This window comes from Kosakonia sp. MH5 (assembly GCF_009935945.1).
GTDB classification, from domain to species: Bacteria; Pseudomonadota; Gammaproteobacteria; order Enterobacterales; family Enterobacteriaceae; genus Kosakonia; species Kosakonia radicincitans.
In genome coordinates this window covers 1,165,238-1,179,093 of sequence record NZ_QODH01000001.1, presented here as the reverse complement: position 1 = coordinate 1,179,093, position 13,856 = coordinate 1,165,238, and the positions used below count along the sequence as shown (strand labels likewise).

Below are 13,856 nucleotides of genomic sequence, written 5' to 3'. Positions count from 1 at the left end.
TTCTTCCTCGACCCCTTAGTGAGAGGTTTCCGCGTGGCTCATGTCCATGCCTTCCATTCCTTCGTGCGCGCTATGCTCGCCTTCCGGTTGGGTCATGTCCATGCTCTTGCCGTGGCCCATAAATTTGTTGATAACGTCTTTAAACAAATCGGGTTTCACGCTGGAGAAGTATTCAACCTTGTTGTATTCGCTTGGCGCTGCAACTTTCTCATACGCCGCCATATCTGGCAGGGTGCTTGAAGATTGTTTCGCTTTTGCGACCCACTGGTCGAATGCGGCGCGGTCCGGCGTAGCAATAGCTTTAAACTTCATGCCAGAGAAGCCCGGGCCGCTGTAGCTGGCGGAAATGCCATCGTACGTACCTGCTTCGTTAGCGATGAGATGCAGTTTGGTCTGCATACCAGCCATTGCGTAGATCTGGCTGCCCAGACGCGGAATAAAGAACGAGTTCATCACGGAGTTGGAGGTCACTTTGAACTCTACCGGTGTGTTCGCCGGGAAGGCGATTTCATTTACGGTAGCAATGCCCTGTTCCGGGTAGATGAAGAACCATTTCCAGTCCATGGCGACCACTTCAATGGTGATTGGGTGTTCGTCATGTGCCAGCGGTTTGCTCGGTTCGAGCGAGTGGGTGGTTTTCCACGTCAGTACAGCAAGGAACAGGATGATCAGAATTGGCACCGTCCAGACCACAGCTTCCACTTTATTGGAGTGTGACCAGTTCGGGCTATACTTCGCATCTTTATTGCTCGCACGATACTTCCAGGCGAAACCAACGGCCATTAAGATGGCGGGAATAACGACAATCAACATCAGGCCAAAAGCCGTCAGTATCAGCGAACGTTGCTCCAGTCCAATCTGTCCTTTGGGGTCAAGAAGTGCAGAATCGCAACCACTGAGTAAAACAGTGCCGGCGATTAATGACAACCATCCCAAACTTTTATTGTATTTCCTGAGTCTCATTTAACGACCTCAATTCCACGGGATCTGGTGGCGCTTAAAGTGTGCGGGCATTTTACGGAAAGGTTACGTTACTGTAAACATACTTGGCTCTGTGTCAGTAAGGTGTTACTGGGTTCTGCCGTTTATGTCACACGGAATGCAACAAACTGTAAAATCGGGCATTCGCACAGCCTGAAGTTGAGATTATAACGAAAATATTACATTACAATCAGCGCTGAGGGTGAATTGGTATAACCAATCAATTTATTAAACAAATAATTAACATATATTCAGCAATTACCGTACATTATTGGAACTAATGTGAAACCAAATAATTAATAACAGTGCTGAATCGTTAAAGAATAGCCCTTAATTTATAGCGCACAAAATAATTAAAGAAAATGTATACATATAACGATAAATAACCGATTAAGCCTGGATTAAAATAATGGTTATTAATTGTACGAAATAATAACCATCATGAATTATTTAGTCGGTTTTTTATCCTTGCGATTGATTTTAAAAACAAAAAAATCCGGGGAATTGTTAATTATGAAGGGATGATATTCAGATGTCTGGAAATACCTCGCCGATTATTGGCATCGACTTAGGAACCTCCAATAGCGCTGTCGCCTGGTTCGCTGAGGGTGACACGCAACTGATCACCGGCGCGCAAGGGGAGCGCTTAACACCCTCTGTGATCGGCATTGATGATGGGGGGCACCTGCTGGTTGGCTCCGCAGCTAAAGCGCGTCTGGTCAGCCATCCACAGATGACGGTCACCAGCTTCAAGCGCTATATGGGCACGGATAAAACCTGGACACTCGGCTCGCGGCAATTTCGCGCCGAAGAGTTATCCGCTCTTATCTTACGTAAACTCAAAACCGATGCCGAAGTGGCGCTGGGCTGCCCGGTAACCCGTGCGGTGATCACGGTTCCCGCCTATTTTAATGATGCGCAACGCAAGGCGGTAAAAGCCGCCGGGCGTCTTGCCGGGCTTGAGGTTATGCGTTTGCTCAATGAACCGACGGCAGCAGCGTTGGCTTACGGGCTGGCCGATAACAGCGAGCAAAAGTTCCTGATTTTCGACCTCGGCGGCGGCACTTTTGATGTCTCTATTGTGGACATTTTCGAGGGCGTGATCGAAGTGCGTGCCAGCAGCGGCGATGCCTGGCTGGGCGGTGACGACTTTACCGATCTTATTCGCCAGTGGATGTTAAGTACTTCTCCGGCATTAAAGGACGCGCCGTTAACCTGCTCGGCACAATTAACTTCACTGGCGGAAGAGCTTAAACAGACGCTCAGCGCGCAGGATAGCGCCACCGCGCAGCTCGCTTTTGCCGGTGAAACGTACCGCTGGCAACTGGACGGCGAAACCTTTGCCGGGCAGGCTGCCGGGTTACTTTCACGGCTGAAAAAAACAGTCGTGCAGGTTTTACAGGATGCACAGTTTGATCCCCGCGATCTTGATCACGTCATCCTGGTGGGCGGCGCGACCCGGATGGCGCTGGTGCGCCAACTGGCAACGCGAATGTTTGGCCGCTTTCCGCGTAATGAGCTTAATCCGGATGAAGTCGTGGCGCTTGGCGCAGGCGTACAGGCCGGGCTTATTGCCGAAGACCGCGCGCTGGACGATATCGTATTGACCGATGTGATGCCGTACTCGCTGGGCGTGGCAGTGGCCCGGCGGCTCGAAGGCGGTAAAACTGACGACGGCTATTTCATGCCGCTGATTGAGCGCAATGCGTTTGTTCCGGTCAGCGTTGTCGAAACGGTCGAGACGATGAGTGACAACCAGGATCATATTGTGATCGCGGTATATCAGGGCGAAGCCCGCCGCGTCAGCGATAATTTGCTGCTCGATCGTATGACCGTTCCGGTTCCGGCCCGCCGCGCAGGCGAGGTGAAAATCGATGTGCGCTTCACCTATACGCTGGACGGTATTCTGGAAGTGGAATGTAAAGTGCAGGGTGAAAGCACCGCTTCAACGCTGATCATCGAAAAAGCCCCTGGCGTGTTGAGTGAAGAAGAGATTGCCGAGCGTTTACGTCAGCTTGATGGCCTGAAAATGCACCCTCGCGATGTGCCGGAAAACCGGCAATTGCTGGCGGAGGCGTCACGCCGTTACGAACAGCTTTTAGGGCAGCGTCGGCAACTGATCGACCACTATGCCACGCAGTTTGAAATGGCGCTTAATCGTCAGGATGTGCGTGCTATCGCTGCGGCGCGTGATGAACTGCGCCGGGCATTAGATATGCTGGATGACGGGATGTAATAGCGATGACTATCTGGGAAACCCTTGGCATTGATGCCACTACGGATGAATCCGCCATCCGCCGGGCTTACGCCCGCCAGCTTAAACTGCATCGCCCGGATAAAGATCCTCAGGGTTATCAGCAACTGCGGGAAGCGTTCGATCTCGCGAAGCAATACGCCAGCAATGCGGCGATGTGGCAGGACGAAGAAGAGGATGCGCCTGAAGCGGACGAATCCGAACATAGCGAAGTGACACTTTCCAGCGCGCAGGATTATCTGCGTACGCTGGAAGGGCATCACGACATCGCCCTGCAACCCGACTGGCAACGCGAGACGCTGGAAGATGACGCAGCACGTTTTTCCGTCCGCCTGTTAACCGATGAAATGCCTGCGCTGAAAGCGTTGCGTGAGTATCTGGATCATGAACTGCCGGATGCCCTGGACGCGCGCGCTGTTTTCAGCCTTGCGCTGGCGCAGGCGTTAAGTGAGCGCAAAGGCATTACGCGCAGCCTGGTCAGTGAAGTCTCCGCTATTATGGGCTGGGAGCTGGACGGCTATCGCGTCAGGCATATCCCATACTGGGTGGTTGAGGCCATTGAACAGCAGGTTGCGCTGAGTGAAGCCGAGGAGCACTGGGCGTATCTGGCGCGGCAAAGCACAAATGACAGGCAAGCGAAACTGGCTTGGCGACTGCTGGCTGGCGAGATGAAAAGGGTGCCGTGGTGGGCGAAACTGATTCCCGGTTTCACGCAACAACTGGTCAATCATGTTGCGACAATTAAATATCACTATCCGCAACTGCTGGATCGCCTGAATCCCGAACTGCTGGAATATATCTCTTCGCCGCACCTTTTGTTGAGTTGGAGAGAGGTTGCAGCGCTCTGGTTCTGGGGCGTGGCTGCCTGGTTACAGGTGCAGGTCGCACCCGCAATGGCAGGGCAGGCTGCGGCGATAGTAGGGAGCCTTATCGTCTATCTGTGGGTCATGCCGCTTTTACTGGCGTATTATGCACAGGGAAAACGTATCGCCAGGGCAGTGCTGCCGCTCTTGTGGCTGCTGGGATGGATTATGCTGGCGATCCCGTTGTTTCATTTATATGAAGTGCTCTTCAACTACCCGCCAGTGTACAAAGGTGTTTCTCGCGTCATGATGCTGACCGCGGTGCTGGCTTATCCCGCCTGGTGGGTGATTAGCCGTAACCGACATCAGTGGTACGCGATGCCCTTCAAAGGGGTTGCGTTTATGTTTGTGTTACCCATCGCGTTTCTGCAGCAATTTTCGCCAATTATCACCGCCGTCGGCGTGATTATTTTACCGGCGCTCTTCACGCACGTTCTTCGCGGGCTATTTTTCTTCTATTAATAGCACCAGCGCTTACCTTTTATCGGGTAAGCGCTGTGTTCACATCAGCCGCGTTTTGCGCAGCGCCAGCAGATCCAGCAGCCCGCCGAACAGAATGCCGACAATCGCCAGCAGCGCGCCGCCTTCGAGAAGCTTGGTGCCAATGGTCCAGTTCGCCATTCCGCTGGCCGTCACAATAAGCACCACCAGCCAGCCGCTAAGCAGCAGGCAGCCGACACTCAATATGCGCAAGGCCAGACGGTAGGCCGTCGGATATTTGTTGCGTGGCATGAAATGCCCGGTCTGCTGGGTAAATTCCAGCGTCCGCTTACACATCGCCAGCAGCAGCAGGCCCGGCGCAGCAGCAATAATGGAGAAGAGATAAAACGTTGACCAACTGTAGGTTTCTACAAACCAGCCCGCCAGCGGGCCGACGTACACGCGTCCGACAGCGGATAGCGCTGAAAGCAGAGCAAACTGGGTTGCGGAGAAGGATTTATTGCAAAGCGTCATTAATAACGCGACAAACGCCGCCGTTCCCATGCCGCCGCACAGATTCTCGAAGAACACGGCGGCACCCATGTTGACGATATCTTTCTGCGTGGTGGACAGCAGCCAGTAACCGGCATTGGAAACCGCCTGTAAAAATCCGAAGATCATTAACGCGCGGAACAGAGAGAGGCGCTGCATTAATACCCCGCCATACAGCGCGCCAATGATTGTTGCCGCCAGCCCCAGCGTTTTGTTGACCACGCCGACTTCGCCCGCGTCAAACCCGACGCCGCGAATCAAAAAGGTGGTCGTCAGGCTCATGGCGAAAGCATCGCCGAGTTTATACAGCACGATCAGCAGTAAAATCAGCCAGGCATTATTGCGACCGAAGAAATCACGCAGCGGCTCGACGACGGCCTGCTCCAGCGTTTTCGGCACCGGAATGGTGTCTGTTGGCTCCGGCGCCAGCAGGGTGGCAATAATACATGGGATCAGCAGTGCGGCCATCAGCCAGTACATTCCTTGCCAGCCGAGCCAGCGATCGGCGAGCCACAGCGCCAGCCCACCGGAAACCAGCATGCCAAGGCGATAGCCGAGTACGCTAATGGCTGCGCCAGCGCCGCGCTCTTCAACAGGCAGGACATCCGTCTTCCAGGCATCGAACACAATGTCCTGCGAGGCGGAACAGAAGGCAATCAGCACAGCCAGTGCCGCCATCCAGCGCAGGTGGTTGGCCGGATCAAGGAATCCCATGCCGGCGATGGAGGCCAGCAGCAACAGTTGCGTCAGCAGTAGCCAGCCGCGACGCCTTCCCAATAGCGGCAGCGTGTAGCGATCCATGAGCGGCGACCAGAGGAATTTAAAGACGTAGGCCTGGCCGACCAGCGAGAAGAAACCGATGGTTTTAAGATCGACGTTTTCAACGGTCATCCATGCCTGAAGCGTACCGCTGGTCAGGGCAAGGGGGAGACCGGAGGCAAAACCCAGGATAAGCAGAATTGCTGATTTGGGCTGCGTGAAGATGCGTAAGTAGTGGCTCGACATGAGTTAAAAACTGGCCCGTAAAACCGGGCCAGTGCAGCAATTAACGGGCGTTTTGCTTGATGAAATCGTGGATGCTGGTGTCCTGAGACATATCCGCGATAGTGTCGGTCAGCACGCTATTAACCGCGGTCGTGATTTTGTCGTTAGTCGCCTGGAAAGCGCCTTCAACGTTATAGCTGGCACGGTAGTTTTTCGTCATCTTATTACCATTAGCTGCGGTGGCAATGATGGCGATATCCGCTTTGGTGGCGATGTTGTAACGCACGTTGCCCTGAGAAACGTCGGCATACAGTTGGTTAACAATGATTTGCAGATTTACCGCGCCGTTCGGCCCGATCATATAGCCGCGCGCCGTCATCTGTTTCTCCAGCACTTCCTGTAACAGGAAACGCAGATCGCGGGAGGCGGTTAAAGTGACCAACTGGTTGTCACGCGTTACTTTCGCCAGCGCCTGGTCCTGACGTTGATCGGCGCCAGTAATGCTAACGGTCACGCCCATCAGGCTCGGATCCTGCTGCGGCAGGGTGATTTTCGGTGAAACTTCAAGGGTTGTCGGCGGGGTAGCGCACCCGGCCAGCATAAATAAAGCGACCAACGGGAAGAGTAGTTTTTTAAACATGTTCAGGCTCTCAAGGGATCGTAAGCGTTTGGGGAAAAATTCTCGCCATCATAACATTGCCGCCGTTAAGGGGAAGTCCTCAACGTATGTAAATTCATCACCTTGTGCTTTTTCGGCATCAAAAAACAGGTTGTTGAAGCGGGATGGCAAAAATCCGCCGCCTTTTAGTAGACTTTATCGCGTTGAGCCAGCAAATCAGACGAACGCTAATTTTTTGTTGTTTTATTGTTATGAAAACGGTAAAAGCGGCTAACATTTAAAGAGATGGCTGGCATCTCAGCGTTGTCGGAGGCGTAACATCATGATGATGCGTGAACAGATAGAAGCAAAATTGAAAGCGGCATTCGAGCCTGTATTACTTGAAGTCGTAGATGAAAGTTACCGTCACAACGTTCCGGCGGGTTCCGAAAGCCATTTCAAAGTGGTGCTGGTAAGCGACCGCTTCACCGGAGAACGTTTTCTTAATCGGCATCGCATGATTTACGGTACGTTGGCTGACGAACTGGCAACGACAATTCATGCACTTGCACTGCATACTTACACCCTCAAAGAGTGGGAAGGCTTGCAGGATACCCTCCTGACCTCGCCGGCATGCCGGGGCGCCGGAAGCATCGCTTAGAAAACCAGGTTGCAACCGTCTGAACTTTTCCAGTATGTTGCATGCAGATTATGTAAAAACGGCCTGCGGGCCGTTTTGTTTTGCCTGAATTTTGAGCGAGAAACGCAATTTTTTGAGCGAAATTGCTTCAGAAGTGTGAAAAATGGCGCATCATTGCGCCATTCCCCTTCTCGACTCATATCTGTGATGCCGCTATAATGCTGCGTCTTATTTTTCGGAATGTCTTCGGGATGCTTCTGACGACAGGGAATGTGTTTTCTGATTGGAGAGAACATCCCGGTTCTGCAAAGCGAAAAGGTTTGCTTCGCAGAGTAGAGTTGACCGAGCACTGTGATTTTTTGAGGTAACAAGATGCAAGTTTCAGTTGAAACCACTCAGGGCCTTGGGCGCCGTGTAACGATTACAATCGCTGCTGACAGCATCGAGACCGCTGTGAAGAGCGAGCTGGTCAACGTAGCGAAGAAAGTGCGTATTGACGGCTTCCGTAAGGGTAAAGTACCGATGAACGTCGTTGCTCAGCGTTATGGCGCTTCTGTTCGCCAGGACGTGCTGGGCGACCTGATGAGCCGCAACTTTATCGACGCGATCATCCAGGAAAAGATCAATCCGGCTGGCGCGCCGAACTATGTTCCGGGCGAATACAAATTGGGCGAAGACTTCACCTACGCAGTAGAGTTCGAAGTGTACCCGGAAGTTGAGCTGAAAGCGCTGGACACCATCGAAGTTGAAAAACCGGTTGTTGAAGTGACTGACGCTGATGTCGATACCATGCTGGACACCCTGCGTAAGCAGCAGGCGACCTGGAAAGACAAAGACGGCGCTGCTGATGCGGAAGATCGCGTTACTGTCGATTTCACCGGTTCTGTTGATGGTGAAGAGTTTGAAGGCGGCAAAGCGACTGATTTCGTACTGGCGATGGGCCAGGGCCGAATGATCCCGGGCTTCGAAGACGGTATCAAAGGCCACAAAGCGGGTGAAGAGTTCACCATCGACGTGACCTTCCCGGAAGAATACCACGCAGAAAACCTGAAAGGTAAAGCGGCGAAATTCGTCATCAACCTGAAGAAAGTTGAAGAACGTGAGCTGCCGGAACTGACTGAAGAATTTATCAAACGTTTCGGCGTTGAAGATGGTTCTGTTGCCGGTCTGCGCGCTGAAGTGCGTAAAAATATGGAACGCGAGCTGAAAGGCGCAGTGCGTAACCGTGTTAAATCTCAGGCGATCGAAGGCCTGGTGAAAGCGAACGAGATCGACGTTCCTGCTGCACTGATCGACAGCGAAATCGACGTTCTGCGTCGTCAGGCTGCACAGCGTTTTGGCGGTAACGAGAAACAGGCTCTGGAACTGCCGCGTGAACTGTTCGAAGAGCAGGCAAAACGCCGCGTTGTGGTTGGTCTGCTGCTGGGCGAAGTGATTCGTACCCACGAGCTGAAGGCTGACGAAGAGCGCGTAAAAGGCCTGATCGAAGAGATGGCGTCTGCTTACGAAGATCCGAAAGAAGTGATCGAGTTCTACAGCAAAAACAAAGAGCTGATGGACAACATGCGTAACGTAGCGCTGGAAGAACAAGCGGTTGAAGCGGTTCTGGAAAAAGCGAAAGTGACTGAGAAAGCCACTTCCTTTAACGAACTGATGAACCAACAGGCTTAATCGGCTTCAGCATTAGCGAAATGTAATAAGCCCGTCACCTGCTGGTGGCGGGCTTTTTTTATCGTATTGACATTTACAGATGTGTGCTAAAAGAGCGTTTCAGTATTAGCGTAACAGCAAAAGATTGTTATGCTTGAAAACAGACTTGGTCATCCCCACTAAAGAGGGTATTGGCGTAAAGGCTCTGGCTGATAATCCGTCCGTGAGGGGTCATAGTCAGATCCCGCTCACTCAAGTACAATCAGTACAGCAGGTTAGTTTATTTTTTTATCCAGGAGACGGAAATGTCATACAGCGGCGAACGAGATAACTTTGCACCCCATATGGCTCTGGTGCCAATGGTTATTGAACAGACCTCACGCGGTGAGCGCTCTTTCGATATCTACTCCCGTCTTCTCAAGGAACGCGTGATTTTTCTCACCGGCCAGGTCGAAGACCATATGGCAAACCTGATTGTGGCTCAAATGCTCTTTCTGGAAGCGGAAAATCCGGAAAAAGACATTTACCTGTATATTAACTCTCCGGGCGGTGTGATTACTGCCGGGATGTCGATTTACGACACCATGCAATTTATTAAGCCGGACGTCAGCACCATTTGTATGGGCCAGGCCGCGTCGATGGGCGCATTCCTGCTGACGGCGGGCGCTAAAGGCAAGCGTTTCTGCCTGCCGAATTCACGTGTGATGATTCACCAGCCGCTGGGGGGCTATCAGGGCCAGGCGACGGATATCGAAATCCACGCTCGTGAAATCCTGAAAGTGAAAGGCCGTATGAATGAACTTATGGCGCATCACACGGGTCAATCTTTAGAGCAAATTGAACGTGATACAGAGCGTGACCGCTTCCTTGCTGCGCAAGAAGCCGTGGATTACGGTCTGGTTGACTCAATTTTAACCCATCGTAACTAATGCTCAGATTGCATGTGCCGCTATACTATGTGATGCAAGCGGCATCATGTTTGAGTAACGTTTTGCGCCTGGAATGGCATTTGCGTCGTCATGTGCGGCACAAAGAACAGATTAAGAGGTTTTGACTCATGACAGATAAACGCAAAGATGGTTCGGGCAAACTGTTGTATTGCTCTTTTTGCGGCAAAAGCCAGCATGAAGTGCGTAAGCTAATCGCCGGGCCGTCCGTGTATATCTGCGACGAATGTGTGGATCTGTGTAACGACATTATTCGCGAAGAGATTAAAGAAGTTGCGCCGCATCGCGAGCGCAGCGCGCTGCCGACCCCGCATGAAATCCGCCACCATCTGGATGACTATGTCATTGGCCAGGAACAGGCGAAAAAAGTGCTGGCAGTGGCGGTCTATAACCACTACAAACGCCTGCGCAATGGCGATACCAGCAATGGCGTTGAACTGGGCAAAAGTAACATTCTGCTGATTGGGCCGACCGGTTCCGGTAAGACGTTGCTGGCTGAAACGCTGGCGCGTTTGCTGGATGTGCCATTCACCATGGCGGATGCCACTACGTTGACCGAAGCCGGTTACGTGGGGGAAGACGTCGAAAACATTATCCAGAAATTGCTGCAAAAATGCGATTACGACGTGCAGAAAGCGCAGCGCGGGATTGTTTACATTGATGAGATCGACAAGATCTCCCGTAAATCAGACAACCCGTCAATTACGCGTGATGTTTCCGGTGAAGGCGTGCAGCAGGCGTTGCTGAAGCTGATCGAAGGCACCGTGGCTGCGGTTCCGCCGCAGGGTGGACGTAAGCACCCGCAGCAGGAGTTTTTGCAGGTTGATACCTCGAAAATCCTGTTCATTTGCGGCGGTGCATTTGCTGGTCTCGACAAAGTGATTTCTCACCGTGTTGAAACCGGATCGGGCATTGGCTTCGGCGCGACGGTGAAAGGCAAATCTGAAAAAGCCAACGAAGGCGAACTGCTGGCGCAGGTTGAGCCGGAAGATTTGATCAAATTTGGCCTGATTCCTGAGTTCATCGGCCGTCTGCCGGTGGTGGCGACGCTGAGCGAGCTGAGCGAAGAAGCGCTGATTCAGATCCTGAAAGAGCCGAAAAATGCGCTGACCAAGCAGTATCAGGCGCTGTTCAATCTGGAAGGCGTGGATCTTGAGTTCCGCGACGAAGCGCTGGATGCGATCGCCAAGAAAGCAATGGTGCGCAAAACCGGTGCTCGTGGTCTGCGTTCAATTGTAGAAGCCGCTCTGCTCGATACCATGTACGATCTGCCGTCGCTGGAAGACGTTGAGAAAGTGGTCATTGACGAGTCGGTTATCGCTGGCCAAAGCAAACCGTTGCTGATTTACGGCAAACCGGAAGCACAGCAGGCATCTGGCGAATAATTCACCAATTCTTACAATCAGTTAACCAAAAGGGGGGGATTTTATCTCCCCTTTTATTTTTCCGTATTCCCGCCGTTGAATGTGTGGGAAACATCCCCATATACTGCTTTACATGTTAATGGTGCGTGTTGCACAGTCACGTCACCTGATTACCTGGCGGACTTTAAACTAAGAGAGAGCTCTATGAATCCTGAGCGTTCTGAACGCATTGAAATCCCCGTATTGCCGTTGCGCGATGTGGTGGTTTATCCGCACATGGTCATTCCCTTATTTGTTGGACGGGAAAAATCGATCCGTTGTCTGGAAGCGGCCATGGACCATGATAAAAAAATCATGCTGGTTGCGCAGAAAGAAGCGTCAACGGATGAGCCGGGTGTAAACGATCTTTTCACCGTCGGGACCGTGGCGTCTATTCTGCAGATGCTGAAGCTGCCTGATGGCACTGTAAAAGTGCTGGTCGAGGGGCTGCAGCGCGCGCGCATTACCACGCTTGCCGATGATGGCGAGCACTTCTCTGCCAAAGCGGAATATCTCGACTCGCCGGCTATCGACGAGCGCGAGCAGGAAGTGCTGGTACGTACGGCGATCAGCCAGTTTGAAGGCTATATCAAACTGAATAAAAAAATCCCGCCGGAAGTGCTGACTTCGCTGAACAGCATTGACGATCCCGCACGTCTGGCTGATACCATCGCTGCCCATATGCCGCTGAAACTGGCTGATAAACAGTCTGTTCTGGAGATGTCCGACGTTAATGAACGTCTGGAATATCTGATGGCGATGATGGAATCTGAAATCGATCTGCTCCAGGTTGAGAAACGCATTCGCAACCGCGTTAAAAAGCAGATGGAAAAATCCCAACGCGAGTACTACCTGAATGAGCAAATGAAAGCCATTCAGAAAGAGCTGGGTGAAATGGATGATGCGCCGGATGAAAACGAAGCGCTGAAACGCAAAATCGATGCGGCAAAAATGCCGAAAGAGGCAAAAGAGAAAGCCGAATCCGAGCTGCAGAAGCTGAAAATGATGTCGCCGATGTCTGCAGAAGCGACCGTCGTGCGCGGCTATATTGAATGGATGGTGCAGGTGCCGTGGAACGCGCGCAGCAAGGTCAAAAAAGACCTTCGTCAGGCGCAGGAGATCCTCGATACCGACCATTACGGCCTTGAGCGCGTGAAGGATCGTATCCTTGAATACCTTGCGGTGCAGAGCCGTATGAACAAGCTGAAAGGGCCGATTCTGTGTCTGGTCGGGCCTCCGGGGGTGGGGAAAACCTCGCTGGGGCAATCTATTGCCAAAGCCACCGGGCGTAAATACATCCGTATGGCGCTGGGCGGCGTGCGTGACGAAGCGGAAATTCGCGGTCACCGCCGTACCTACATCGGTTCTATGCCGGGCAAACTGATCCAGAAGATGGCGAAAGTGGGCGTGAAAAACCCGCTGTTCCTGCTCGATGAGATCGACAAAATGTCGTCCGATATGCGCGGCGATCCGGCTTCGGCTCTGCTGGAAGTTCTGGATCCTGAACAGAACGTAGCCTTCAGCGATCACTACCTGGAAGTGGATTACGATCTCAGCGATGTGATGTTTGTCGCGACCTCGAACTCCATGAATATTCCGGCGCCGCTGCTGGATCGTATGGAAGTGATCCGTCTTTCCGGCTACACCGAAGACGAAAAACTGAACATTGCAAAACGTCACCTGTTGACCAAACAGATTGAGCGTAATGCGCTGAAAGATAGCGAATTGACCGTTGATGACAGTGCAATCGTCGGCATCATCCGTTACTACACCCGTGAAGCTGGCGTGCGTGGTCTGGAGCGCGAAATCTCCAAACTGTGCCGCAAGGCGGTGAAACAGTTGCTGCTGGATCCGTCGCTGAAGCACATTGAGATCAACGGTGATAACCTGCATGACTACCTGGGCGTTCAGCGCTTTGATTATGGCCGTGCGGATGATGAAAACCGTGTCGGTCAGGTGACGGGGCTGGCGTGGACGGAAGTGGGCGGCGATCTGCTGACCATTGAAACCGCCTGCGTTCCGGGAAAAGGTAAGCTGACGTATACCGGTTCGCTCGGCGAAGTGATGCAGGAGTCTATCCAGGCGGCGCTGACCGTGGTTCGCGCCCGTGCAGAGAAACTCGGCATCAACGGCGATTTTTACGAAAAACGCGATATCCACGTTCACGTACCGGAAGGCGCGACGCCGAAAGATGGCCCGAGCGCGGGGATTGCAATGTGTACCGCACTGGTTTCCTGCCTGACTGGTAATCCGGTTCGTGCAGATGTGGCAATGACGGGTGAAATTACCCTGCGCGGCCAGGTGTTGCCGATTGGTGGTTTGAAGGAAAAACTGTTGGCGGCGCACCGTGGGGGCATTAAGACTGTTCTGATTCCTTACGAAAACAAACGTGACCTGGAAGAGATTCCGGACAACGTTGTGGCCGATTTGGATATCCATCCGGTTAAGCGTATCGAAGAAGTTCTCAGCCTTGCATTGCAGAACGAACCCTTTGGTATGCAGGTCGTGACGGCAAAATAGTGACCTCGCGCAAAGTGCGTTGATAAAAACAAGGCTGGTGAGTG

Annotated in this window: 10 protein-coding genes; 7 read left to right on the top strand and 3 right to left on the bottom strand. The window is 52.5% G+C overall.

All coding sequences use genetic code 11. The features are described from left to right. Positions 1-15: 15 nt before the first annotated feature. The gene (cyoA, locus tag DK872_RS05565; protein ID WP_007373530.1) at positions 16-963 is read right to left on the bottom strand and encodes a cytochrome o ubiquinol oxidase subunit II; all 948 of its coding nucleotides are present in this window, start codon (positions 961-963) and stop codon (positions 16-18) included. A 550-nt stretch (positions 964-1,513) separates the two neighbouring features. Here cyoA and DK872_RS05560 point away from each other — a divergent pair. Together DK872_RS05560 and DK872_RS05555 are read left to right on the top strand one after the other, a co-directional pair. Then, positions 1,514-3,217 carry a molecular chaperone HscC gene (locus DK872_RS05560; protein WP_161518102.1) on the top strand — a complete coding sequence of 568 codons (1,704 nt, stop codon included), beginning with the start codon at positions 1,514-1,516 and terminating at the stop codon, positions 3,215-3,217. Positions 3,218-3,222: 5 nt separating this feature from the next. Beyond that, positions 3,223-4,560 (top strand): J domain-containing protein, encoded by a 1,338-nt coding sequence (locus DK872_RS05555; RefSeq protein WP_161518101.1) that lies wholly within the window; start codon positions 3,223-3,225, stop codon positions 4,558-4,560. A 39-nt stretch (positions 4,561-4,599) separates the two neighbouring features. On the opposite strand, the gene ampG is transcribed toward DK872_RS05555, so the two are convergent. Next, a complete protein-coding gene (gene ampG, locus DK872_RS05550; RefSeq protein ID WP_079516850.1) occupies positions 4,600-6,075 on the bottom strand; it encodes a muropeptide MFS transporter AmpG in 1,476 nt (491 codons plus the stop codon). Between the two features lie 40 nt (positions 6,076-6,115). Then, on the bottom strand, positions 6,116-6,694 hold the full coding sequence (locus tag DK872_RS05545; RefSeq protein ID WP_007373534.1) for a lipoprotein: 579 nt from the start codon (positions 6,692-6,694) through the stop codon (positions 6,116-6,118). 301 nt (positions 6,695-6,995) lie between these two features. Between DK872_RS05545 and bolA the strand changes: the two genes are divergently transcribed. From bolA to lon, 5 genes are all read left to right on the top strand, one after another. Then, a complete protein-coding gene (gene bolA, locus DK872_RS05540; protein WP_035887285.1) occupies positions 6,996-7,313 on the top strand; it encodes a transcriptional regulator BolA in 318 nt (105 codons plus the stop codon). Positions 7,314-7,664: 351 nt separating this feature from the next. Further along, the gene (gene tig, locus DK872_RS05535; RefSeq protein WP_007373537.1) at positions 7,665-8,963 is read left to right on the top strand and encodes a trigger factor; all 1,299 of its coding nucleotides are present in this window, start codon (positions 7,665-7,667) and stop codon (positions 8,961-8,963) included. 284 nt (positions 8,964-9,247) lie between these two features. After that, on the top strand, positions 9,248-9,871 hold the full coding sequence (gene clpP / locus DK872_RS05530; RefSeq protein WP_007373538.1) for an ATP-dependent Clp endopeptidase proteolytic subunit ClpP: 624 nt from the start codon (positions 9,248-9,250) through the stop codon (positions 9,869-9,871). A 128-nt stretch (positions 9,872-9,999) separates the two neighbouring features. Then, positions 10,000-11,274, top strand: a complete 1,275-nt coding sequence (gene clpX, locus DK872_RS05525) for an ATP-dependent protease ATP-binding subunit ClpX (RefSeq protein ID WP_007373539.1) — start codon at positions 10,000-10,002, stop codon at positions 11,272-11,274. Positions 11,275-11,457: 183 nt separating this feature from the next. Beyond that, the gene (gene lon / locus DK872_RS05520) at positions 11,458-13,812 is read left to right on the top strand and encodes an endopeptidase La (RefSeq protein ID WP_007373540.1); all 2,355 of its coding nucleotides are present in this window, start codon (positions 11,458-11,460) and stop codon (positions 13,810-13,812) included. Positions 13,813-13,856: the final 44 nt, after the last annotated feature.